The following is a 24,894-nucleotide window of genomic DNA, read 5'->3' as shown; positions in this document are numbered from 1 at the left end:
ATGGCTAAGACGTTATATGAGAAGTTGTTTGATGCGCACGTTGTCTACGAGGCGCCAAACGAAACCCCGCTGCTGTACATTGACCGCCACCTGGTGCACGAAGTGACCTCACCTCAGGCATTTGACGGCCTGCGCGCGCACAAGCGCCCGGTACGTCAGCCGGGTAAAACCTTCGCGACGATGGATCACAACGTGTCCACCCAAACCAAAGACATTAATGCCTCGGGTGAGATGGCCCGCATTCAGATGCAGGAGCTGATTAAGAACTGCAACGAGTTTGGCGTTGAGCTGTACGATCTGAACCACCCCTATCAGGGGATCGTCCACGTAATGGGGCCTGAGCAGGGGATTACTCTGCCGGGCATGACCATCGTCTGCGGCGACTCCCACACCGCGACGCACGGCGCATTTGGCGCCCTGGCGTTCGGGATTGGGACCTCTGAAGTTGAACACGTTCTGGCGACGCAGACCCTGAAGCAGGGCCGCGCCAAAACCATGAAGATTGAAGTGAAGGGTAAAGCCGCGCCGGGTATCACCGCGAAAGATATCGTGCTGGCGATTATCGGCAAAACCGGCAGCGCAGGCGGCACCGGTCACGTCGTTGAGTTCTGCGGCGACGCTATCCAGGCGCTGAGCATGGAAGGTCGTATGACCCTGTGCAACATGGCCATTGAGATGGGCGCCAAAGCAGGCCTGGTGGCCCCAGACGAAACCACCTTCAATTATGTGAAGGGGCGTCTGCATGCCCCGAAAGGTCAGAATTTTGACGACGCGGTAGCGTACTGGAAAACCCTGAAAACGGACGAGGGGGCAATTTTTGATACCGTTGTGACGTTACAGGCGGAAGAGATCGCCCCGCAGGTCACCTGGGGCACCAACCCGGGCCAGGTGATTTCCGTCAACGACAGCATTCCTGACCCGGCCTCCTTTGCCGATCCGGTCGAACGTGCCAGTGCGGAAAAAGCGCTGGCTTACATGGGGCTGAAACCCGGCGTACCGCTGACCGACGTGAGCATTGATAAAGTATTCATCGGCTCCTGTACCAACTCCCGTATTGAAGATTTACGCGCAGCGGCAGAAATTGCTAAAGGCCGCAAAGTGGCGCCGGGCGTGCAGGCGCTGGTTGTGCCGGGCTCCGGGCCGGTGAAAGCCCAGGCGGAAGCGGAGGGTCTGGATAAGATCTTTATCGAAGCAGGCTTCGAGTGGCGCCTGCCCGGCTGCTCCATGTGTCTGGCCATGAACAACGACCGCCTGAATCCGGGCGAGCGCTGTGCCTCCACCAGCAACCGTAACTTTGAAGGCCGTCAGGGCCGCGGTGGGCGCACCCACCTGGTCAGCCCGGCAATGGCCGCCGCTGCGGCAGTCACCGGTCATTTCGCCGATATTCGCAGCCTGAAATAAGGAGACAATCATGGCAGAGAAATTTACCCAACATACGGGCCGGGTTGTCCCTCTGGACGCCGCTAACGTCGATACCGACGCGATCATTCCTAAGCAGTTTTTGCAGAAAGTGACGCGCACGGGTTTTGGTGCGCATCTGTTCAACGACTGGCGTTTCCTCGACAATAAAGGCGAAGTGCCCAACCCGGAGTTCGTCCTGAACTTTCCGGAATACAAAGGGGCTTCCATTCTGCTGGCGCGGGAAAACTTTGGCTGCGGATCGTCGCGTGAACATGCGCCCTGGGCATTAACCGACTACGGCTTTAAGGTGGTTATCGCCCCGAGCTTCGCGGATATCTTCTACGGCAACAGCTTCAACAACCAGCTGCTGCCGGTGACGCTGAGTGACGAACAGGTCGATGAACTGTTTGCGCTGGTGCAGGCGAATCCCGGGATTTCGTTTGAGGTGGATCTGGAAGCGGAAGTGGTCAAAGCCGGGGATAAGACCTACAGCTTCAGCATTGATGCGTTCCGCCGCCACTGCATGCTGAACGGTCTGGATAGCATTGGCCTGACGCTGCAACACGAAGAGGCTATCTCCGCTTACGAGAAAAAACAGCCTGCGTTTATGGGTTAAAGGCAATGGCCCGCAGGGCGCGGGCCATTGATAAGGGTGCGTTGAGGCTCAACCACTCTGGAGAGGCGGGGCCCCCCCCCGCCAATACCGCTAACGTTTCGCTTCGTAAGCCAACACTGCCGCCAGCTCTGTTTTCTCCTGTCTGAAGTGCAGCTCACACAGCGAGTCGCGCACCATCCAGGTGAAGATCAACAGCGTCGTACAGATCAGAAACAAACCTAACAGCAGAGTACGTTTTGGCATTCCAGCCTCCTTATTGCTTTTCGGCAATGAAGAGACTAACCTCGCAATGTTGGTTGTGAAGTTGGTCTCCCCATCAGTTTTTTGATGTGGGACTCTCCACTGTTTGCCTCTTGCGAAAGCCTGAGGCAAACAGCCTCAAGCACCCGTCACGCACTCTATGCGCCTTCTCTGTGCCTGTCAGAAAGTCGTTTCATTTCGTGAAGCCGCCTTCCAGAATCAAACGTCTTTTACCCGGCACGTCAGCATCAGCGTGACGAGCGAAATCGCTGCGATCACCCAGTACACGGATGCATGCCCATAGCTTTGCGACAGCGCCCCCTGAATCACCCCTGCCAGAATCACGCCGGTAGAGATACTGTTGGTAAACAGCGTGGTCGCGGAGCCTGCGCGCCCCGGCATTAAATCCTGGAACCAGAGCATGCCTATCCCGGCAACGATTCCGATAAACACCGCGTTAAACAGCTGTAACGCCAGCAAGGCTTCACGCGAATGGAACAGGATCAGCCCCGCGTAGAACAGTACCCCGGCCGCCACGGCGACGACCATCATCCGACGCTTTCCGAAACGTTTGACGTAGTAACCCGCCAGAATCATCGCCGGGATCTCCAGCCCGGCAGCGGTGCCCATCAGAATACCCGCGAGCTTGTCGGGCAGTCCCAGATCGCTGCTGATCCACAGCGGCATATCAATAATGTACATGGTGTTGCAGGTCCACATCAGCGTGGAGGCGATAAACAACATGCGGACGTTTTTATCCTGCCAGCCGCTCACCTGCGTGATAGGCTTGTCCGTCACCTGCTCTACGCGCGCCACCGATGGCAGCGCAAAGGCTATCAGCGCCAGGCTGATGACAAAAATCCCCGCCGCGATGGAAAACATGGTGGTGAAGCCGTAGTTCAGCGCCAGCATAAACGCCAGCGGCGGACCGATGACCCACGCGAGAGAGAGCTGCGCACGCATCACCGAGCTGAACATCACCACTTCCCTCGCCGAGCTGTCGGCGTACTCCCGGGCCAGGGCGAACAGTTGCGGCATCGCGGTGTTCGCCAGAGAGGCCAGCAGCACGCCGCAGGTAATGAGCGTCAGGTAATGGCGGTTGAAGGCAAACAGCAGCGCGTTGCCCACGGCCATGGCGCAACAAAAGAGGATCAGCTTACGGCGATCGCCCTGGCTGTCGGATCGTTTCGCCAGCCACAGGCTGACGAGGATCCCGGCAATGGCGTTGACGGTGTAGAACAGACCCACCCAAAACGGCTGCGCCCCCACCTCGCGGCTGAGAAACAGGCTCAACGTCGGCGCCTGTAGCGCGCCGGCCACGCCCATCATGAAGGCCACCAGCATAAAAGCGGCGTACACGCCATTCAGGCGTCGCCCCATCGTCATCAACCAGAGCATGCGCAAGTCCTTATGAAAGCGAATCGAAATTGGGTGAAATAGTAAACGAAAAAAGCCAGCAAAAAACATTTTGCTGGCGGGTGATTAGCACCAATACTCAGTCACACATGATCGAGGCGAGTTAGCGAGAAGAGGTCGGTTTCGTAACGTCCCACTGCATCAGATCTTCCAGTATTCTCAGCCGCTGCTCTGCGCACTGGCGGGCCAGCCAGGACACTCCCTTTGTCGCTGAAAAATAGTGCTGATAAAACTGACGTGCGGTAGACCTCTTCATAATTTACCTCCTCGCTTCATCGAAAAGGATTATTGGCTTAATATAGGGATTAATAAATTGCTGATTTTTTGTCAGGAGTTCCCCTTTTATGCCTTCCGGTCGTCTGCAACAACAATTTATCCGCCTCTGGCAGTGCTGCGAGGGGCAATCGCAGGAGACCACGCTGAACGAGCTGGCCGAGCTCCTCAACTGCTCCCGGCGTCATATGCGCACGCTCCTTAATACCATGCAGCAGCAGGGCTGGCTAAACTGGGAGGCCGAAGCCGGACGCGGCAAGCGTTCGCGCCTGACTTTCCTTTATACCGGCCTGGCGTTACAGCAACAGCGAGCGGAGGATCTGCTGGAGCAGGACCGCATCGATCAGCTGGTCCAGCTGGTGGGCGACAAAGCCGCCGTGCGCCAGATGCTGGTCTCGCATCTGGGACGCAGCTTTCGTCAGGGACGCCACATTCTGCGGGTACTTTACTACCGCCCAATGAAAAATCTGTTGCCCGGTACGGCGTTACGTCGCTCTGAAACCCACATGGCCCGGCAGATTTTCAGCGGCCTGACGCGGATAAATGAGGAAAACGGGGAACTGGAAGCGGATATTGCCCATCACTGGCAACAGGTGTCTCCGCTGCACTGGCGCTTCTTTCTACGCCCCGGCATTCATTTCCACCATGGACGCGAGCTGGAGATGCGCGACGTTATCGCCTCTTTAGAGCGCGCCCGCACGCTGCCGCTCTATTCGCATATCACGCGGATCCACTCCCCAACGGCCTGGACGCTTGATATTGAGCTTTCGCAGCCGGACAAATGGCTTCCGTGGCTTCTGGGCTACGTGCCATCAATGATCCTGCCTGCCGAGTGGCGATCCCTGAACAATTTTTCCAGCCAGCCGATTGGTACGGGCCCCTACTCCGTTACACGAAATAACAGTAATCAGCTGAAGATCCGCGCCTTTGATGATTACTTTGGCTATAGGGCGTTGATCGACGAAGTGAACGTCTGGGTGTTACCGGATCTCAACGAAGAGCTGAGCGCAGGCCTGACCCTGGAAGGGCCAACAGCCGGTGAAAAGGCGTTCGAAAGCCGCCTGGAGGAGGGCTGCTACTACCTGCTCTTTGATAGCCGCAGCCATCGCGGGGCAAACCACGACGTCCGCAGGTGGATAAGCCATATTCTGGCGCCCGCTAACCTGATTTATCACGCAGAGGAGCAATACCAGACCTGGTGGTTCCCGGCCTATGGCCTGCTCCCACGCTGGCACCATGCGCAGCCCGTCCGCAGTGAAAAGCCTGCCGGACTGGAGACCATCACCCTCAGCTACTATCGCGATCACATTGAGCACCGTTTTCTGGCGAGGATCATGAGCACGCTGCTGGCAGCCGAAGGCGTGACGCTGGCGATTCAGGAAGTCGATTATGATGAATGGCATCGCGGAGACGTCATCAGCGATATCTGGCTCAACAGCGCAAACTTTACGCTGCCGCTTGATTTCTCGCTCTTTTCTCACCTGTACGAGGTGCCCCTGATTCAGCACTGTATCAACCGGGACTGGCAGCAGGACGCCGCGCGGTGGCGGGCGGGAGAAATGGATCTGGCCGCCTGGTGTCAGGAATTACTGACCGGGCAGACGATCGTACCGCTGATTCACCACTGGCTGCTGATCCAGGGGCAGCGCAGCATGCGCGGCCTGCGGATGAATACCCTCGGCTGGTTTGATTTTAAATCCGCCTGGTTTGCGCCGCCGGAGCCATAACGCTTTCGTAATATTCACCAAATCATTACAATAGCGCCGTTCTCAACGGGGTGCTGCATCACTGATGTGCGCTGAGATAATACCCGTCGAACCTGATCCGGATAACGCCGGCGAAGGGATTTGAGGCTGTCTCTCAAAATCCTTTGCCACTCAACCCTGAGGTGCAAAGTGTTAAAAAACGTTCTTCCTCTGCTGGCGCTGTTTGCGCTGCCTGTTTTTGCTAAGCCCGTTCTGACGGTCTATACCTACGACTCCTTCTCCGCCGACTGGGGCCCCGGCCCGGTGGTAAAAAAAGCCTTTGAAGCCGACTGCAACTGCGAGCTGAAATTCGTGGCGCTGGAAGATGGCGTCTCGCTGCTCAACCGTCTGCGCATGGAAGGCAAAAACAGCAAAGCCGACGTGGTGCTCGGGCTGGATAACAACCTGCTGGAAGCCGCCACCCAAACCAGACTGTTCGCCAAAAGCGGTGTGGCGTCAGATGCCGTCAACGTACCGGGCGGCTGGAAAAACGACACCTTCGTTCCCTTTGATTACGGCTACTTTGCGTTTGTCTACGATAAAAACAAGCTGAAGAATCCGCCCAAAAGCCTGAAAGAGCTGGTCGAAAGTGACCAGAAATGGCGCGTAATTTATGAAGATCCGCGTACCAGCACGCCGGGTCTGGGGCTGCTATTGTGGATGCAGAAAGTCTACGGGGATAAAACGCCGGAAGCGTGGCAGAAGCTGGCCGCGAAAACCGTTACCGTCACCAAAGGCTGGAGCGAAGCCTACGGCCTGTTCCTGAAAGGCGAAAGCGATCTGGTGCTGAGCTACACTACCTCTCCGGCCTACCACATTATCGCCGAGAAGAAGGATAACTACGCCGCCGCGAACTTTGCTGAAGGGCATTATTTGCAGGTGGAAGTGGCCGCCCGCACCGCCGCGAGCAAACAGCCGGAGCTTGCCGAAAAATTCCTGAAATTTATGGTCTCCCCGGCATTCCAGAATGCTATTCCGACAGGAAACTGGATGTACCCGGTCACTGACGTTGCGCTGCCGGCAGGCTTTGAGCAGCTAAACAAGCCGCAAACCTCACTGGAATTTACGCCGCAGCAGGTTGCCGCCCAGCGCGCCGCATGGATTAGTGAATGGCAACGCGCCGTCAGCCGCTGATCCCCGGCTGGTTAGTTCCCGGGCTGCTCGCCGCCATACTGATGGTGGTCGTCAGCCTGGGTGCATTCCTTGCGCTGTGGTTTAACGCGCCAGAGAGCGATCTGCTCGCCCTCTGGCACGACAGCTATCTCTGGCACGTCATCCGTTTCTCCTTCTGGCAGGCGTTTCTCTCCGCGCTGCTGTCGACGATCCCGGCCATTTTCCTTGCACGCGCCCTCTATCGCAGACGTTTCCCCGGCAGGCTTGCCCTGCTGCGGCTGTGCGCGATGACGCTGATCCTGCCCGTGCTGGTGGCGGTGTTCGGTATTCTGAGCGTCTACGGTCGGCAGGGCTGGCTGGCATCCCTCTTCAACCTGCTTGGTCTGGAATGGACCTTCTCCCCTTACGGCCTGAAAGGCATTCTGCTGGCGCATATTTTTTTCAATATGCCGATGGCGACGCGCCTCTTTTTACAGGCGCTGGAAAACATTCCCGTGGAGCAGCGTCAGATTGCCGCCCAGCTTGGCATGCGCGGCTGGTCGTTCTTCCGCTTTGTCGAATGGCCGTGGCTGCGACGCCAGATTGCCCCGGTGGCCGCGCTAATCTTTATGCTCTGCTTCGCCAGCTTCGCGACCGTGCTTTCTCTCGGCGGCGGGCCGCAGGCCACCACCATTGAGCTGGCGATCTATCAGGCCTTAAGTTACGACTACGATCCGGGCCGCGCCGCGCTGCTGGCGATGGTGCAGATGGTCTGCTGCCTGGCGCTGGTGTTACTCAGCCAGCGGCTGAGTAAAGCGATCCCCACAGGCAGCAATCACTTGACAGGCTGGCGCGATCCGCAGGACAGCCTGCACAGCCGCGTCGCGGATTTTATGCTGATCGCGCTGGCCCTCCTGCTTCTGCTGCCCCCGCTGCTGGCCGTTATCGTTGATGGCCTGAATCGCAATGTGTTGTCGGTACTGCAACAGCCTGTCCTGTGGCAGGCGACGTGGACCTCATTGCGCATCGCGCTGGCAGCCGGGCTGCTGTGCGTGATCCTGACCATGATGCTGCTCTGGAGCAGCCGCGAGCTGTACGTGCGTCATGCCCGTAAAGCCGGACACGCGCTGGAACTGACGGGTATGCTGATCCTGGCGATGCCGGGCATTGTGCTGGCGACCGGATTCTTTTTACTGTTCAACAGCACCATCGGCCTGCCGGAAAGCGCCGACGGCATCGTCATTTTTACCAACGCACTGATGGCCATCCCTTACGCGCTCAAGGTGCTGGAAAACCCGATGCGCGACGTCAACAGCCGCTACAGTTTGCTGTGTCAGTCGCTGGGCATGCAGGGCTGGCAGCGTCTGAAGGTGGTCGAACTGCGCGCGCTAAAGCGTCCGCTGGCCCAGGCGCTGGCGTTTGCCTGCGTGCTGTCGATTGGCGATTTTGGCGTTGTGGCCCTCTTCGGCAACGAGGATTTCCGCACGCTGCCGTTCTGGCTTTATCAGCAAATTGGCTCCTATCGTAGCCAGGACGGTGCCGTCACGGCGCTGCTCCTGTTACTGCTGTGCTTTGCGTTATTTACCGTTATCGAAAAACTTCCGGGGCGTGATGTTAAAACTGACTGATGTAACCTGGCTTTATGAGCACCTGCCAATGCGTTTTACCCTCTCCGTTCGTCAGGGAGAGCGAATCGCAGTACTTGGCCCCAGCGGGGCCGGAAAAAGTACCCTGCTCAATCTGATTGCCGGTTTTTTGCAGCCTGCCAGCGGGTCGATCGTCATTGATAATGGCGAGTATACCTACGCTCCGCCGGCTAAGCGCCCGGTGTCGATGCTGTTCCAGGAAAACAATCTGTTCAATCATCTTACGGTGTGGCAGAACATCGCGCTGGGTATGGATCCGGGGTTAAAACTCAGTGTTGCGCAGCGTCAGACGCTGGAGTCGATCGCCGAACAAATGGGCCTGGCTGCGTTTATCAACAGACTACCGGGTGAGCTTTCCGGCGGCCAGCGCCAGCGCGTGGCGCTGGCACGCTGTCTGGTGCGCAAGCAGCCGCTGCTGCTGCTCGACGAACCCTTTTCGGCGCTCGACCCGGCCCTGCGTCAGGAGATGCTCTCGCTGGTTGAGGAGGTTTGCGAGCGCGAGCAACTGACGATGCTGATGGTTTCGCATAGCATCGAAGATGCCGCACGCATCGCGCCGCGATCGGTAGTGATCGCGGAGGGACGTATTTTGTGGGATGGAACAACCGACGCCTTAATGAGCGGGAAAGAAAGCGCGTCAGTATTACTGGGTATAAGACCGTAGGCCGGGCAAACGCAGTGCCGCCCGGCGTTTAACGGCTCACCACCTTCAACAGGATCTCACCGTACACCGGCATCAGCGGGTGGCGAATCAGCGCCACCAGCGCCACGACAGCCACTCCCAGCGTCAGCGGGGCCAGCCAGAGCAGGCGCGTGCGCGGAAGATAGCGCGTCAGGCGATCAACACTGGCTTTCGCGCTGCGCCACAGGCGCCAGCAGAGCCAGACCGCCAGCCACAGCAGGACCGCCGTTCCCAGCAGCAGCCACTTGAACTCGCCGCTTTGCATACCGTCAGGAATATCGATGGCCGCGCCCGCCAGGATCCCCGGCAGGAAGTAGAACGGCGGCCAGAAGACGCAGCCGATGATGTTCGGCACCACAAACTTCGCGACGGGCAGATCCAGCATCCCGGCCACCATCGGCACCAGCGGGCGCGTTGGGCCAACGAAGCGCCCCACGAGGATGGTGAACATGCTGTGCTGGTGCAGCGCGTGCTCGGTTTTATCCAGCAGCGCTTTGTTTTTTTTCATGAACGACCAGCGGTGCAGCGGCTTCTTAAAGCGCCAGCCCAGCCAGAAGGAGATCCAGTCCCCCAGCAAACAACCGATGATACCGGCCATCCACGCCTGCCAGAAATTGACCTCGCCGCTGCCGATAAGCGCCCCAAGCCCCGCCATCATCACGGTGCCGGGCAGGATCAGCCCGACCAGCGCCAGCGACTCCAGAAACGCCACCAGCGCCACGGCGATGAGCGAATACATAACGGACTGGGTAATAAAATGTTCCAGCAATGCCTGCATAACTATTCCGGTCAGAAAACGAATCAGCGATTCTGCTTAGCGCCCTGCACCGCGTCAAGGCATCAATTGTCTGAATAGTTTACAAGATGCGCCTGAAGTTCACCTGAATGTTTACCGATTATTCACATCCCGCACGGAATTCGCTCGGGCTGGCACCGGTGCACTTCTTAAACACGCGAGAGAAATAGAGCTGATCTTCAAAGCCGACGTTACGCCCGACGGTGGCGATAGGCATTCGGGTGGTGCTGAGCAGCAGTTTCGCCTGGCTGATGCGCTGATCCTCACGCCAGCTGAGTACACTCACGCCAAGCTGCTGGCGGAACAGATGAGAGAGCCGTGACGGCGACAGACACACATGCTGGGCGACGCTGGCAATATCAAACTGGCTGTCGGCAAGGTGGTCGCTGATGTACTGGCAGGCGTCGCGGACGCGGTTGTCCAGCGGCGGATTAAGCGACTCGTTGATGGCCTCCATGCGGCGCAGCAGCACCTGTTCAAGCAGGTTGATGGCCAGCAGTTCGGCGTAGCGCCCGCCCGCCTGCCCTGCCTCAATAATCTGTGCGAACAGCTCACGGAACTGCGCCAGATGCGCCTCATCCGGGCGATATAAACCGGTATGGGCGAAAATGGCCGGCCACGAGAGCCACTCCTGCCAGTAGGCGCGCGGACGGAAATAGACCCACTGGTGATACCACTCTTTGGCATCCGGATGGCGCCCGTAGTGGTGGATCTCCCCCGGCGGGAACAGCAGCATATCACCGGGGCGGCAGATAAACTGCTGATCCCCGTTTTTGACGACCCCTTCTCCGCGTACGGTCAGGTTCAGGATATATCCCTTCATGCCAAGAGGGCGATCGACGTAAAAATCGAGATATCCCTCGGCCTCAATTGGCGTCAGCCCCGCCACCAGATGGGCGTTAAATGAGTAGCCCGGCAGTAAGGGATCGTTTTGCGGTTCGGCCATAGATTCAGTTCTCCCAAGGGTCCTGAAGGAAACCAATTGTCCATATCGATAAAAGCAGTATAAAAATGGCCCGCGAAAAGATCCAAAAAGCATCACGCCTCTTTTACGTCCGCCATGTTTCAGCCTTTCCCCCTGATTTGTCCGCCAGTACGGGCAGATAAGCAGTAACAAAAGTGTCTATAAGTGCGGCAGAAATGTCCACATAGAATATTTGCACGGCATCACACTTTGCGTGGCTACAGCAATTTAGTCCATAAGATTAGCGGATCCTGCCTGACGATTTTTGTCCCCAGTCTCTAATGTTCTTCCATACCTGTTTTTTGGATGGAGCAACACCATGGCAATTGCAATTGGCCTCGATTTTGGCAGCGACTCAGTTCGCGCGCTGGCAGTGGACTGTACGACTGGCCTGGAGATAGCAACCAGCGTTGAGTGGTATCTGCGCTGGCAAGAGGGGCGCTACTGCGATGCGCCGAACAACCAGTTCCGCCACCACCCGCGTGATTACATTGAATCAATGGAAGCGGCGATCAAAACCGTGCTGGCGGAGTTGACGGACGCCCAGCGGGCCGATGTCGTGGGGATTGGCGTCGACAGCACCGGCTCAACGCCTGCCCCTGTCGATGCCGAAGGCCGCGTACTGGCGCTGCGACCGGAGTTTGCCGACAACCCGAACGCCATGTTTGTGCTGTGGAAAGACCATACCGCCGTGGAAGAGGCGGAAGCCATCACCCGCTTATGCCATCAGCCGGGCAAAACTGACTACTCCCGCTACATCGGCGGGATTTACTCCAGCGAGTGGTTCTGGGCCAAGATCCTGCACGTTACCCGCGCGGACGCGTCGGTCGCACAGGCAGCGGCATCATGGATTGAGCTATGCGACTGGGTTCCCGCCCTGCTCTCCGGCACCACTCGCCCGCAGGATATCCACCGCGGCCGTTGCAGCGCCGGGCATAAATCGCTGTGGCATGAAAGCTGGGGGGGGCTGCCTCCGGCAACGTTCTTCGATGAACTCGATCCGATCATCAACAAAAACCTGACATACCCGCTGTTTACCGACACCTTCACCGCCGATATTCCGGTCGGCACGCTCTGCGAAGAGTGGGCGAAACGCCTCGGTCTGCCGCAAAACGTGACCATTTCCGGCGGCGCGTTCGACTGCCATATGGGTGCCGTGGGCGCGGGTGCGCAGCCCAACACGCTGGTGAAAGTTATCGGCACCTCCACCTGTGACATTCTGACGGCAGATAAAGCCAGCGTCGGCGACCGCGCGGTGAAAGGCATCTGCGGTCAGGTTGACGGCAGCGTGGTACCCGATTTTATCGGCCTCGAAGCGGGTCAGTCCGCCTTCGGCGATATCTACGCCTGGTTTGGCCGTGTGCTCGGCTGGCCGCTGGATCAGCTGGCAGCCGCGCATCCTGAACTGAAAACACAGATTACCGCGAGCAAAAAACAGCTCCTGCCGCAGCTCACCGAAGCCTGGGCAAAAAATCCGTCTCTCGACCACCTGCCGGTGGTGCTGGACTGGTTCAACGGGCGTCGTACGCCGTTTGCCAACCAGCGTCTGAAAGGGGTGATTACCGATCTCAACCTCGCGACCGACGCGCCCGCGCTGTTTGGCGGCCTGATCGCCGCCACCGCATTCGGCGCGCGCGCCATTATGGAGTGCTTCACCGGGCAGGGCATTGACGTGAACAACGTGATGGCGCTGGGCGGCATCGCCCGTAAAAACCCGGTGATTATGCAGGCCTGCTGCGACGTGCTGAACCGGCCGCTGCAAATTGTGGCCTCCGATCAGTGCTGTGCGCTGGGCGCGGCGATTTTCGCTGCCGTGGCCGCAGGCGTACATGCGGATATCCCGACCGCGCAACAGCATATGGCGAGCGCCGTCGAAAGTACGCTCCAGCCGCAGACTCAGCAGGCACAACGCTTTGAACAGCTTTATCAGCGCTACCAGCAATGGGCAAAAAGCGCCGAACTTCACTATCTCCCTGTCGCCGCCCCGGCCAAAAGCACCGCGGATACTACGGCAACCCTGACACATTAAGGACACGATAATGACCATTTTTAATAATTATGAAGTGTGGTTTGTGATTGGCAGCCAGCATTTGTACGGACCGGAAGCGTTGCAGCAGGTGACGAAACACGCGGAGCACGTTGTGAATGCGCTGAACGCGGAAGCCAAACTGCCGTGCAAACTGGTGCTGAAGCCGCTGGGTACCACCCCGGACGAAATCACCAACATTTGCCGCGATGCCAATTACGATGACAAATGCGCTGGCCTGGTGGTGTGGCTGCACACCTTTTCGCCAGCCAAAATGTGGATCAACGGCCTGGCTATCCTCAACAAACCGCTGCTGCAATTCCACACGCAGTTCAACGCCTCCCTGCCGTGGGACAGCATCGACATGGACTTCATGAACCTGAACCAGACCGCGCACGGCGGCCGCGAGTTCGGCTTCATCGGCGCGCGCATGCGTCAACAGCATGCCGTGGTGACCGGGCACTGGCAGGACGGTCAGGCACAAAAACGCATTGGCTCCTGGATGCGTCAGGCGGTATCTAAGCAGGATACCCGCCACCTGAAAGTGGTGCGTTTCGGCGACAACATGCGCGAAGTGGCGGTCACCGACGGTGATAAAGTGGCCGCGCAGATTAAATTTGGCTTCTCCGTCAACACCTGGGCGGTGGGCGACCTGGTGCAGGTGGTGAATGACATCAGCGATGGCGACGTTAACGCGCTGGTGGACGAGTACGAAAGCAGCTATCGCCTGACGCCTGCGGCACAGGTCAACGGTGACAAGCGCCAGAACGTGCTGGATGCCGCACGTATTGAGCTGGGCATGAAGCGTTTTCTGGAACAGGGCGGCTTCCATGCCTTCACCACCACCTTTGAAGATCTCCACGGCCTGAAACAGCTCCCGGGTCTGGCGGTACAACGTCTGATGCAGCAGGGCTACGGCTTTGCGGGCGAAGGCGACTGGAAAACTGCCGCTCTGCTTCGCATCATGAAGGTGATGTCGACCGGTCTACAGGGCGGCTCCTCTTTTATGGAGGACTACACCTACCACTTCGAGAACGGCAACGATCTGGTGCTCGGCTCGCACATGCTGGAAGTGTGTCCATCCATCGCGGTTGAAGAGAAACCGATCCTCGACGTGCAGTACCTCGGCATTGGCGGCAAAGCGGATCCGGCCCGTCTGATCTTCAACACCCGTACCGGCCCGGCCATTAACGCCAGCCTGATTGACCTCGGCGATCGTTTCCGCCTGCTGGTGAACTGCGTCGATGCGGTTGAAACCCCGCATTCTCTGCCGAAGCTGCCGGTCGCCAACGCTTTGTGGAAAGCGCAGCCTGACCTGCCAACCGCCTCGGAAGCCTGGATCCTGGCCGGCGGCGCGCACCACACCGTATTCAGCCACGCGCTTGACCTGAACGATATGCGTCAGTTTGCCGAGCTGCACGACATCGAACTGACCGTGATTGATAACGACACCCGTCTGCCAGCCTTTAAAGACGCGCTGCGCTGGAACGAAGTCTATTACGGTTCAAAACGCTAAGTACGGAGTGCCCGGTGGCACTTCGTTTACCGGGCCTACGGTTCTGTAGGCCGGATAAGCGCAGCGCCATCCGGCAGGAGACGACAATGTTAGAAGATCTCAAACGTCAGGTACTCGAAGCCAACCTGGCGCTGCCAAAACATAACCTCGTAACCCTGACATGGGGCAACGTCAGCGCCGTTGACCGGGAAAAAGGGGTGTTCGTGATCAAGCCTTCCGGCGTGGATTACACGGTAATGACCGCAGAAGACATGGTGGTGGTCAGCATCGAAACGGGTGAAGTGGTTGAAGGCAATAAAAAGCCCTCCTCCGATACGCCCACTCATCGCCTGCTGTATCAGGCCTTCCCGACCATCGGCGGGATTGTGCATACCCATTCGCGTCACGCGACCATCTGGGCGCAGGCGGGCCAGCCTATTCCGGCCACCGGCACCACCCACGCGGACTACTTCTACGGCACCATTCCCTGCACGCGTCTGATGACCGATGCGGAGATCAACGGTGAGTACGAATGGGAAACGGGGAACGTGATTGTCGAAACCTTCGAAAAACAGGGAATCGACGCGGCGCAAATGCCCGGCGTGCTGGTGCACTCCCACGGCCCGTTTGCCTGGGGTAAAAACGCGGAGGACGCGGTGCACAACGCGATCGTGCTGGAGGAAGTCGCCTATATGGGGATCTTCTGCCGCCAGCTGGCACCGCAGCTGCCGGATATGCAGCAAACCCTGCTGGATAAGCATTACCTGCGTAAGCACGGTGCGAAAGCCTACTACGGGCAGTAAACCCTTGCCCGGTGACGCTGCGCTTACCGGGCCTGCGGAACCTGTAGGCCGGATAAGCGCAGCGCCATCCGGCGGAACGGGCACTGTATAAAACCCCAGCAAACACCCCTCAACCAGGCTATAATCAGGCCTGGTTTTGTTTTATGGGATATCGGCGTGACGCAGGCGCAAGAAGGCTTTTTACTGACCAGACACTGGCGGGATACCCCTCAGGGTACTGAGGTTGAATTCTGGCTGGCAACGGACAACGGCCCACTAAACGTTACGCTCCCGCCGCAGGAGTCCGTGGCCTTTATTCCTGAAGCTCACGTCGAGAAAGTGAAACAACTGCTACGCGGCGAAAACAACTGGCGCCTTACGCCGCTCCAACTGAAAGATTTCCACCGCCAGCCGGTTTACGGCCTCTACTGCCGCGCCCATCGCCAGTTGATGCGCTATGAAAAGCTGCTTCGTGAAGCAGGCGTGACGCTTTACGAGGCCGACATTCGCCCGCCTGAACGCTTTCTGATGGAGCGGTTTATCACCGCCCCCGTCTGGGTAGATGGCACCGCGCAAAACGGCAGGATCGTTAACGCGCGCCTGAAGCCTAATCCGCACTATCGCCCGCCGCTAAAGTGGGTGTCGCTGGATATTGAAACCACCCGCCACGGCGAACTGTACTGCATTGGTCTGGAAGGCTGTGGGCAGCGGGTTGTCTATATGCTCGGGCCGCCGAACGGCGATGCGTCCGCGCTGGATTTTAATCTGGAGTACGTCAACAGCCGCCCGCAACTGCTGGAGAAGCTTAACCAGTGGTTTGCCGAGCACGATCCGGATGTTCTGATCGGCTGGAACGTAGTGCAGTTTGACCTGCGCGTGCTGCAAAAACATGCCGAGCGTTACCGTATCCCGCTGATTCTGGGGCGCGGCAACAGCGAGCTGGAGTGGCGTGAGCACGGTTTTAAGAACGGTGTTTTCTTCGCGCAGGCTAACGGTCGCCTGATTATCGACGGCATCGAGGCGCTGAAATCCGCCTTCTGGAACTTCTCTTCCTTCTCGCTGGAAGCGGTCGCCCAGGAACTGCTCGGCGAAGGTAAATCCATCGACAATCCCTGGGACCGAATGGACGAGATCGACCGGCGCTTTAACGAGGATAAACCGGCGCTCGCTACCTATAACCTGAAAGATTGCGAGCTGGTGACGCAGATCTTCCACAAAATCGAGATCATGCCGTTCCTGCTGGAGCGGGCGACGGTGAACGGTCTCGCGGTCGACAGGCACGGCGGCTCGGTAGCGGCCTTCAGCCACCTCTATTTCCCGCGGATGCACCGGGCAGGCTATGTCGCCCCTAACCTCGGCGACGTGCCGCCGCAGGCCAGCCCCGGCGGTTACGTGATGGATTCACGGCCCGGACTGTATGACTCGGTGCTGGTGCTGGATTATAAAAGCCTGTACCCGTCAATTATCCGCACGTTTCTGATTGATCCGGTGGGGCTGGTGGAGGGGATGGCCCAGCCAGACGATGCGCACAGCACCGAAGGGTTTCTTGGAGCTCGCTTCTCGCGGAAAAAACACTGCCTGCCCGAAATTGTGGGAAACATCTGGCACGGCCGCGACGAGGCGAAACGCCACGGCAACAAGCCGCTCTCACAGGCGCTGAAAATCATTATGAACGCCTTTTACGGCGTGCTGGGTACCAGCGCCTGCCGCTTCTTTGATCCCCGGCTGGCGTCTTCCATCACCATGCGCGGGCACGACATTATGCGCCAGACCAAAGCGCTGATTGAATCCCGGGGCTATGACGTTATTTATGGCGATACCGACTCCACCTTTGTCTGGCTGAAAGCGGCCCATTCAGAAGACGACGCCGCGCGAATCGGCAAAGAACTGGTCGCCTACGTGAACGACTGGTGGCGCGAAAATTTGCAAAAAGAGCGGTTAACTAGCGCGTTAGAGCTGGAGTTTGAAACCCATTTTGCCCGCTTTTTAATGCCGACCATTCGCGGAACCGACCAGGGCAGCAAGAAGCGCTACGCCGGGCTGATTCAGGAAGGTGACACGCAGCGGATGGTCTTTAAAGGGCTGGAGACGGTGCGCACCGACTGGACGCCACTGGCGCAGCAGTTCCAGCAGACGCTCTACCTGCGGGTGTTTCGCAACGAGCCGTATCAGGACTACGTGCGCGACACCATCGCCAGCCTGATGGCGGGTGAACTGGATGACCAGCTGGTGTATCGCAAGCGCCTGCGCCGCCCGCTGGCCGAATATCAACGTAACGTTCCTCCCCACGTACGCGCCGCGCGGCTGGCGGATGAAGAGAATGTTCGCCGGGGCCGTGCGCCGCAGTATCAGAACCGGGGTACGATCAAATACGTCTGGACAACTAACGGCCCGGAACCCGTTGATTACCAGCAGTCTCCGCTCGATTACGATCACTACCTGACCCGCCAGCTTCAGCCGGTTGCGGAGGGAATTTTACCGTTCATCAATGACGACTTTGCTACACTAGTGACAGGACAACTTGGGCTATTTTGACGCGTGACGAAACCGTTGCCATCCAGTACCATAGCGCCCTTTCCATTCCCGGACCCATTTTTCGATGACCGTCTTTTTTGACGGGGTCGAACTATTGCCTGCAATTAAAGATTAGAGCCGAACAACTATGCCTTTTACACTTGGTCAACGCTGGATCAGCGATACAGAAAGCGAACTTGGATTAGGAACCGTCGTTGCCGTCGATGCGCGCATGGTTACCCTCCTTTTCCCTGCTACCGGTGAAAACCGCCTGTACGCTCGCAATGACTCCCCTGTTACCCGCGTAATGTTCAATCCGGGCGACACCGTGACCAGCCACGAAGGCTGGCAGCTGAAGGTTGAAGACGTAAAAGAAGAGAATGGACTGCTCGCCTACATTGGAACGCGTCTTGATACCGACGAGACGAATGTTATCCTGCGTGAAGTGCTGCTCGACAGCAAACTGGTTTTCAGCAAGCCGCAGGACCGTCTGTTTGCCGGGCAAATCGACCGAATGGATCGCTTCTCCCTGCGCTACCGCGCGCGTAAGTTCCAGAGTGAACAGTACCGCATGCCGTGGAGCGGCCTGCGCGGCCAGCGTACCAGCCTTATTCCCCATCAGCTGAATATCGCCCATGACGTGGGCCGTCGCCATGCGCCTCGCGTGCTGCTGGCTGACGAAGTGGGCCTGGGTAAAACCATCGAAGCAGGCATGATCCTGCACCAGCAGCTGCTCTCTGGCGCTGCCGAGCGCGTGCTGATTGTGGTGCCGGAAACGCTGCAACACCAGTGGCTGGTCGAGATGCTGCGCCGCTTTAACCTGCGCTTCTCCCTGTTCGACGACGAGCGCTATGCCGAAGCCCAGCACGACGCGGACAACCCGTTTGAAACCGAACAGCTGGTCATTTGTTCCCTGGACTTCGTGCGCCGCAGCAAGCAGCGCCTGGAGCACCTGTGCGACGCAGAATGGGATCTGCTGGTCGTCGACGAAGCACACCACCTGGTCTGGAGCGAAGATGCGCCAAGCCGTGAATACATGGCGATTGAGCAGCTTGCCGAGCGCGTACCGGGCGTTCTGCTTCTGACCGCCACCCCGGAGCAGCTGGGTCTTGAGAGCCACTTCGCCCGTCTGCGCCTGCTTGATCCGAATCGTTTCCACGATTTTGAGCAGTTTGTTGAAGAGCAGAAAAACTACCGTCCGGTGGCGGACGCCGTCGCGCTGCTGCTGGCCGGTAATCGTCTCTCTAATGATGAGCTTAACACTCTCAGCGATCTGATCGGCGAGCAGGATATTGAGCCGCTGCTTCAGGCCGCGAACAGCGACAGCGATAATGCGGGATCCGCGCGTAAAGAGCTGATCGACATGCTGATGGACCGCCACGGCACCAGCCGCGTGCTGTTCCGTAACACCCGTAACGGCGTGAAAGGCTTCCCGAAACGCGAGTTGCACACCATCAAACTGCCGCTGCCGACCCAGTACCAGACGGCGATTAAAGTCTCCGGCATTATGGGCACCCGTAAATCCGCGGAAGATCGCGCGCGCGACATGCTCTACCCTGAGCAGATTTATCAGGAATTTGAAGGCGACACCGGCACCTGGTGGAACTTCGATCCGCGCGTGGAGTGGTTGATGGGTTATCTGACCGCGCACCGTTCCCGGAAGGTGCTGGTGATCTGCGCCAAGGCAGCCACCGCCCTGCAACTTGAACAAGTGCTGCGCGAGCGCGAAGGTATTCGCGCCGCCGTGTTCCATGAAGGCATGTCTATTATCGAGCGCGACCGCGCTGCGGCGTGGTTTAGTGAAGAGGACAGCGGCGCGCAGGTTCTGCTGTGCTCCGAAATCGGTTCTGAAGGCCGTAACTTCCAGTTCGCCAGCAATCTGGTGATGTTCGATCTGCCGTTTAACCCGGATCTGCTGGAGCAGCGAATCGGCCGTCTGGATCGTATCGGTCAGGCGCACGATATTCAGATCCACGTTCCGTATCTGGAGAAAACCGCCCAGTCCGTTCTGGTTCGCTGGTACCACGAAGGCCTGGATGCGTTTGAACATACCTGCCCGACCGGCCGCACCATTTACGATCAGGTGCATGCAGACCTGATCGGTTACCTCGCGGCTCCGGAAAACACCGAGGGCTTTGATGAGCTGATCAAATCCTGTCGAGAGAAGCACGATGCGCTGAAAGCTCAGCTGGAGCAGGGTCGCGATCGCCTGCTGGAGATCCACTCCAACGGCGGTGAAAAAGCGCAGCAGCTGGCCGAAAGTATCGAAGAACAGGACGATGACACCAGCCTGATCAGCTTCTCCATGAACCTGTTCGACATCGTCGGCATTAACCAGGACGATCGCGGCGAGAACATGATCGTGCTGACCCCGTCCGATCATATGCTGGTGCCGGATTTCCCGGGCCTGCCGGAAGACGGCTGCACCATCACCTTTGAGCGTGATGTGGCGCTTTCCCGCGAAGATGCACAGTTCATCACCTGGGAGCATCCGCTGATCCGCAACGGTCTGGATCTGATCCTCTCCGGCGATACCGGCAGCAGCACCATCTCCCTGTTGAAGAACAAAGCCTTGCCTGTGGGCACGCTGCTGGTGGAGCTGATCTACGTTGTGGAAGCGCAGGCGCCGAAACAGCTTCAGCTTAACCGCTTCCTGCCGCCAACTCCGGTGCGTCTGCTGCTGGATAAAAACGGTACGAACCTGGCCGGCCAGGTGGAGTTTGAAAGCTTCAACCGTCAGCTGAGCGCGGTGAACCGCCATACCGGCAGTAAGCTGGTGAATGCGGTGCAGCAGGACGTGCATGCCATTCTGCAACTGGGTGAAGCCCAGGCCGAAAAAGCGGCCAGAGTGCTGATCGATGCGGCGCGTAGCGAAGCCGATGAGAAGCTTTCTGCCGAGCTGTCGCGTCTGGAAGCGTTGAAAGCAGTGAACCCTAACATTCGTGACGATGAGCTGGCCGCCATTGAGAGCAACCGCCAGCAGGTGCTGGAAAGCCTGAATCAGGCGGGATGGCGTCTCGACGCCCTGCGTCTTATCGTTGTGACGCATCAGTAAGCGGAGCGCAAGATGGTAATGGAGCCCTACAATCCCCCGATGGATCCGTGGCTGGTCATTCTGTATCAGGACGAGCACATTATGGTGGTTAACAAGCCGAGCGGCTTGTTATCCGTGCCGGGGCGTCTGGAAGAGCATAAAGACAGCGTGATGACGCGTATCCAGCGTGATTATCCCCAGGCCGAGTCTGTCCATCGTCTGGATATGGCGACCAGCGGCGTGATTGTGGTGGCTCTGAATAAAGCGGCAGAACGCGAGCTGAAGCGTCAGTTCCGCGAGCGCGAGCCGAAGAAACAGTATGTCGCGCGCGTCTGGGGCCATCCGGCGCAGGCGGAAGGGCTGGTGGATTTACCGCTGATTTGCGACTGGCCGAACCGGCCAAAGCAGAAGGTGTGTTACGAAACCGGCAAGGCCGCGCAAACCGAGTATGAAGTGCTGGAGTACGCGCCGGATAACACCGCGCGCGTCCTGCTGAAGCCGATTACCGGGCGCTCCCACCAGCTGCGTGTGCATATGCTTGCGATGGGTCACCCCATTCTGGGGGACAGATTCTATGCGCCGCCGGAAGCACTGGCGTTAGCGCCGCGCCTGCAACTGCATGCGCAGACGCTCACCATCACCCACCCTGCTTTCGGCAACGCCATGACGTTCAAAGCCCCGGTGGACTTCTGAAAAAATGGCCCGACACTGTCGGGCCATTTTTTTATTTAAAACCTTTCTGCTCTTTAATTAGCTCGTAGGCTTTCTGGATTTCCTGCGCTTTCTGTTTCGCCATCTCCATCATCTCTGGCGGCAGGCCTTTCGCCACCAGCTTATCCGGATGGTGCTCGCTCATCAGCTTACGATAGGCGCGTTTGATGGTCGTAACATCGTCAGACGGCTTCACGCCGAGGACGTTACAGGCATCTTCAAGCGTAGGGCCACGCTGCGCCTGCTGCCAGCCGCCGCCGGACGATTGCTGCTGATAACCGCCGCCAAAGTGCGCGCCGCCCTGCATCATGCGCAGGAACTGATCGAACTGCATGCGGGAAATGCCCAACTCTTCAGCAATCACATACAGGACGTCCCGTTCATTCGGATGCAGAGAGCCATCCGCGAAGGCGGCCTGGATTTGAATTTCCAGAAACATCCGAATTAAATCAAAACGCCCGAAACAGATGCTACGGAACTGCCGCATTTTTTCACGCAGCGGGTAGTGATCTGATTTACCAATCCGGAACGCATTCTGCGCCGCGATGCGGGATTCGCCGTGCAGATTCATGCGATCCATAAAGACGCTGGCCACCTGAATATCGGCTTCCGTTACGCGTCCTTTTGATTTGGTTAAGTGCCCCATCACCTCGAAGGTGGTGGAGAAAAAGAGTGACTGGCGCTCGCGCTGGTTGGCAAACCAGGCCATTTTGCGGCTGCGTGCTTTATCAAACATATGGCCGATAATGAGGCCAAGAACGACACCCCAGAATCCGGCACCCATAATAATTGCGAACGCAACGCCGATTATTTTACCCCAATACTGCATATACTCCCCGAATGGTCATGTTCCTGGCCGACGCAACGCCATCATTACAGTGGTCGCGCCACGGTCAATTGAGGGACATCGCCTATAATTTGCATTATCATACTCGTCATTCGATAGCGAGCCTAACACTCTGGCGCGCAAACGGGCAGGATTAACGCTGGTACTGCGCTGATGAGTAAGATAGTCTCTGAGCGTTTGTAAGCCGTAGCCACTGATGACGGAACAATAAAATACAACGTATGAAAAAACGTATCCCCACCCTTCTGGCCACAATGATTGGCACCGCCCTGTATAGCCAACAGGGGCTCGCAGCCGATCTCGCCTCGCAGTGTATGCTTGGCGTCCCAAGTTACAATCGCCCACTGGTGAAAGGCGATACGAATGACTTACCCGTCACCATTAATGCCGACAGCGCAAAAGGTAATTATCCTGACAATGCGACCTTTACGGGCAATGTCGATATTAACCAGGGAAACAGTCGCCTGCTTGCTGACGAAGTGCAATTGCACCAGAAGCAACCGGAAGGTGCTCAGGCGCCTGTCCGTACGGTGGATGCGCTGGGTAATGTGCACTATGACGACAATCAGGTCATCCTGAAAGGTCCGAAAGCCTGGTCGAATCTGAATACCAAAGACACCAACGTCTGGGAAGGTGATTACCAGATGGTCGGTCGTCAGGGGCGCGGTACCGCGGACCTGATGAAGCAGCGCGGCGAAAACCGCTACACCATTCTCGAAAACGGCACGTTTACCTCCTGTTTGCCAGGGTCAAATACCTGGAGCGTTGTGGGCAGTGAAGTGATCCACGACCGTGAAGAACAGGTTGCAGAGATCTGGAACGCCCGTTTTAAACTCGGCCCGGTGCCCATTTTCTATAGCCCTTACCTGCAACTGCCTGTGGGTGACAAACGTCGTTCAGGTTTCCTGATCCCGAACGCCAAGTACAGCACGTCGAACTACTTTGAGTTCTACCTGCCGTACTACTGGAACATTGCGCCCAACATGGACGCCACGATCACGCCGCACTATATCCATAAGCGCGGTAACATCATGTGGGAGAACGAATTCCGCTATCTGACCAAGGCGGGCGCGGGTCTGATGGAATTTGATTATCTGCCATCAGATAAGGTGTTCCAGGACGAGCATCCGAGCGAAGGTGATAAGCACCGCTGGATGTACTACTGGAAGCACGCCGGGGTATTGGATCAGGTGTGGCGTTTCAACATCGACTACACCAAAGTCAGCGATCCGTATTACTTCAACGACTTTGATTCTAAATACGGCTCCAGTACCGACGGTTACGCCACGCAGAAATTCAGCGTGGGCTACGCCATTGAGAACTTTGACGCGACGGTGTCGACCAAACAGTTCCAGGTATTTGATACACAATCGCGTAGTACCTATGGTGCCGAGCCGCAGCTGGACGTGAACTGGTATCAGAACGATGTGGGTCCTTTCGACACGCGCGTTTATGCTCAGGCGGTCCATTTCGTCAACACCAACTCGGATATGCCGGAATCAACGCGTCTGCATATCGAGCCGACGATCAATCTGCCGTGGTCAAACGACTGGGCGAGCCTGAATACCGAAGCTAAGCTGATGGCCACCCACTACCAGCAGAAAAATCTGGACTGGTATAACAAACGCTATGGCACCGATCTTGAAGAGTCGGTAAACCGTACGCTTCCGCAATTCAAAATGGACGGGAAGCTGATCTTCGAACGTGATATGGGCCTTCTCGCCGATGGATACACCCAGACGCTTGAGCCGCGTATGCAGTATCTGTACGTGCCTTATCGCGATCAGAGCAAAATTCAAAACTACGACTCTTCCTTCCTGCAATCAGACTACAGCGGCCTGTTCCGTGACCGTACCTACGGCGGGCTTGACCGTATTGCGTCTGCTAACCAGTTAACGACTGGCGTCACAACGCGCGTATATGATGATGCTGCCGTTGAACGTTTTAACGTTTCTGTTGGTCAAATCTACTATTTCACCGAGTCTCGTACCGGTGATGACGACATTAACTGGGAGAAAGACAACAAAACGGGCTCACTGGTATGGGCGGGCGACACCTACTGGCGCATGACGGATCGTTGGGGTCTGCGCGGTGGTGTTCAGTACGATACACGACTGGACAATATCGCGACGGGCAGCGCAGCCATCGAATACCGTCGTGATGAAGACCGCATGTTGCAGTTGACGTACCGTTACGCCAGCCCGGAGTATATCCAGGCGACGCTGCCAAACTATGCGAATACAGACCAATACAAAGACGGTATTTCACAGGTGGGTACCGCCGCGAGCTGGCCGATCGCCGATCGTTGGTCAGTCGTCGGGGCCTACTACTATGACACGAATGCCCAAAAACCTGCTGACCAGATGCTGGGTCTGCAATACAACTCCTGCTGTTACGCAATACGTGTCGGTTACGAACGCAAACTTAACGGCTGGGATACGCAAAACAGTCAGGGCAAATATGATAACGTGATCGGCTTTAATATCGAGTTGCGCGGCCTGAGTTCTAACTACGGTCTGGGCACGCAGCAGATGCTGCGCTCGAACATTCTGCCGTATCGTAGTTCATTGTAATGTGCTTGATTTACAACGTAATCCGCTTTGCGGTTAATTGA

General features: G+C 57.6%; 19 protein-coding genes and 1 riboswitch. Of the genes, 13 read left to right on the top strand and 6 right to left on the bottom strand.

Annotated features, from left to right (window positions below; genetic code table 11):
• Positions 1 to 1,401: a 3-isopropylmalate dehydratase large subunit gene (gene leuC, locus L379_RS18920; protein WP_003856382.1), complete on the top strand. Its 1,401-nt coding sequence runs from the start codon at positions 1 to 3 to the stop codon at positions 1,399 to 1,401.
• 10 nt (positions 1,402 to 1,411) lie between these two features.
• Positions 1,412 to 2,017 carry a 3-isopropylmalate dehydratase small subunit gene (leuD, locus tag L379_RS18925; RefSeq protein WP_032652561.1) on the top strand — a complete coding sequence of 202 codons (606 nt, stop codon included), beginning with the start codon at positions 1,412 to 1,414 and terminating at the stop codon, positions 2,015 to 2,017.
• A gap of 90 nt (positions 2,018 to 2,107) precedes the next feature.
• Here leuD and L379_RS18930 read toward each other — a convergent pair whose 3' ends face one another.
• The 3 genes from L379_RS18930 to sgrT form a co-directional block, all read right to left on the bottom strand.
• Positions 2,108 to 2,260 (bottom strand): Hok/Gef family protein, encoded by a 153-nt coding sequence (locus L379_RS18930; protein WP_010427008.1) that lies wholly within the window; start codon positions 2,258 to 2,260, stop codon positions 2,108 to 2,110.
• Between the two features lie 216 nt (positions 2,261 to 2,476).
• The gene (locus L379_RS18935; RefSeq protein ID WP_015572661.1) at positions 2,477 to 3,655 is read right to left on the bottom strand and encodes a sugar efflux transporter; all 1,179 of its coding nucleotides are present in this window, start codon (positions 3,653 to 3,655) and stop codon (positions 2,477 to 2,479) included.
• Between the two features lie 121 nt (positions 3,656 to 3,776).
• On the bottom strand, positions 3,777 to 3,929 hold the full coding sequence (sgrT, locus tag L379_RS18940; protein ID WP_003856388.1) for a glucose uptake inhibitor SgrT: 153 nt from the start codon (positions 3,927 to 3,929) through the stop codon (positions 3,777 to 3,779).
• An 88-nt stretch (positions 3,930 to 4,017) separates the two neighbouring features.
• Between sgrT and sgrR the strand changes: the two genes are divergently transcribed.
• The 4 genes from sgrR (at position 4,018) to thiQ (ending at position 9,093) form a co-directional block, all read left to right on the top strand.
• Positions 4,018 to 5,673 (top strand): HTH-type transcriptional regulator SgrR, encoded by a 1,656-nt coding sequence (gene sgrR, locus L379_RS18945; RefSeq protein WP_032652559.1) that lies wholly within the window; start codon positions 4,018 to 4,020, stop codon positions 5,671 to 5,673.
• Between the two features lie 36 nt (positions 5,674 to 5,709).
• Positions 5,710 to 5,810, top strand: a riboswitch (TPP riboswitch).
• A gap of 31 nt (positions 5,811 to 5,841) precedes the next feature.
• Positions 5,842 to 6,825 (top strand): thiamine ABC transporter substrate binding subunit, encoded by a 984-nt coding sequence (gene thiB, locus L379_RS18950; RefSeq protein ID WP_032647227.1) that lies wholly within the window; start codon positions 5,842 to 5,844, stop codon positions 6,823 to 6,825.
• Positions 6,801 to 8,411 carry a thiamine/thiamine pyrophosphate ABC transporter permease ThiP gene (gene thiP, locus L379_RS18955; protein WP_032652557.1) on the top strand — a complete coding sequence of 537 codons (1,611 nt, stop codon included), beginning with the start codon at positions 6,801 to 6,803 and terminating at the stop codon, positions 8,409 to 8,411. The genes thiB and thiP overlap by 25 nt, the downstream gene beginning before the upstream one ends.
• Entirely contained in the window at positions 8,395 to 9,093 is a 699-nt protein-coding gene (thiQ, locus tag L379_RS18960; RefSeq protein ID WP_032652554.1) for a thiamine ABC transporter ATP-binding protein ThiQ, read from the top strand. Before thiP ends, thiQ begins: the two co-directional genes overlap by 17 nt.
• A gap of 28 nt (positions 9,094 to 9,121) precedes the next feature.
• Here thiQ and L379_RS18965 read toward each other — a convergent pair whose 3' ends face one another.
• Positions 9,122 to 9,889 (bottom strand): DedA family protein, encoded by a 768-nt coding sequence (locus L379_RS18965; RefSeq protein ID WP_017383796.1) that lies wholly within the window; start codon positions 9,887 to 9,889, stop codon positions 9,122 to 9,124.
• A gap of 118 nt (positions 9,890 to 10,007) precedes the next feature.
• The gene (gene araC, locus L379_RS18970) at positions 10,008 to 10,853 is read right to left on the bottom strand and encodes an arabinose operon transcriptional regulator AraC (RefSeq protein ID WP_003856402.1); all 846 of its coding nucleotides are present in this window, start codon (positions 10,851 to 10,853) and stop codon (positions 10,008 to 10,010) included.
• Between the two features lie 337 nt (positions 10,854 to 11,190).
• Between araC and araB the strand changes: the two genes are divergently transcribed.
• From araB to rluA, 6 genes are all read left to right on the top strand, one after another.
• Positions 11,191 to 12,900 (top strand): ribulokinase, encoded by a 1,710-nt coding sequence (gene araB / locus L379_RS18975; protein ID WP_032652552.1) that lies wholly within the window; start codon positions 11,191 to 11,193, stop codon positions 12,898 to 12,900.
• Positions 12,901 to 12,910: 10 nt separating this feature from the next.
• Positions 12,911 to 14,413: an L-arabinose isomerase gene (gene araA, locus L379_RS18980; RefSeq protein ID WP_032652551.1), complete on the top strand. Its 1,503-nt coding sequence runs from the start codon at positions 12,911 to 12,913 to the stop codon at positions 14,411 to 14,413.
• An 86-nt stretch (positions 14,414 to 14,499) separates the two neighbouring features.
• Positions 14,500 to 15,195: an L-ribulose-5-phosphate 4-epimerase gene (araD, locus tag L379_RS18985; RefSeq protein WP_015572655.1), complete on the top strand. Its 696-nt coding sequence runs from the start codon at positions 14,500 to 14,502 to the stop codon at positions 15,193 to 15,195.
• Between the two features lie 156 nt (positions 15,196 to 15,351).
• Positions 15,352 to 17,709, top strand: a complete 2,358-nt coding sequence (polB, locus tag L379_RS18990; RefSeq protein ID WP_032652549.1) for a DNA polymerase II — start codon at positions 15,352 to 15,354, stop codon at positions 17,707 to 17,709.
• A 127-nt stretch (positions 17,710 to 17,836) separates the two neighbouring features.
• Positions 17,837 to 20,743 carry an RNA polymerase-associated protein RapA gene (rapA, locus tag L379_RS18995; RefSeq protein WP_032652548.1) on the top strand — a complete coding sequence of 969 codons (2,907 nt, stop codon included), beginning with the start codon at positions 17,837 to 17,839 and terminating at the stop codon, positions 20,741 to 20,743.
• Positions 20,744 to 20,755: 12 nt separating this feature from the next.
• On the top strand, positions 20,756 to 21,415 hold the full coding sequence (rluA, locus tag L379_RS19000; protein ID WP_003856412.1) for a bifunctional tRNA pseudouridine(32) synthase/23S rRNA pseudouridine(746) synthase RluA: 660 nt from the start codon (positions 20,756 to 20,758) through the stop codon (positions 21,413 to 21,415).
• Between the two features lie 31 nt (positions 21,416 to 21,446).
• Here rluA and djlA read toward each other — a convergent pair whose 3' ends face one another.
• Positions 21,447 to 22,262, bottom strand: coding sequence for a co-chaperone DjlA (gene djlA / locus L379_RS19005; RefSeq protein WP_015572652.1), 816 nt, complete (start codon positions 22,260 to 22,262; stop codon positions 21,447 to 21,449).
• Positions 22,263 to 22,501: 239 nt separating this feature from the next.
• Between djlA and lptD the strand changes: the two genes are divergently transcribed.
• Positions 22,502 to 24,853 (top strand): LPS assembly protein LptD, encoded by a 2,352-nt coding sequence (gene lptD / locus L379_RS19010; protein WP_017383802.1) that lies wholly within the window; start codon positions 22,502 to 22,504, stop codon positions 24,851 to 24,853.
• Positions 24,854 to 24,894 lie beyond the last annotated feature (41 nt).

Origin of the sequence: Enterobacter sp. MGH 33 (assembly GCF_000534535.1) — a bacterium.
Taxonomy (GTDB): domain Bacteria; phylum Pseudomonadota; class Gammaproteobacteria; order Enterobacterales; family Enterobacteriaceae; genus Enterobacter; species Enterobacter hormaechei_C.
Note: the sequence above shows the minus strand (reverse complement) of the source record. Positions and strands in the feature narration are given on the sequence as shown.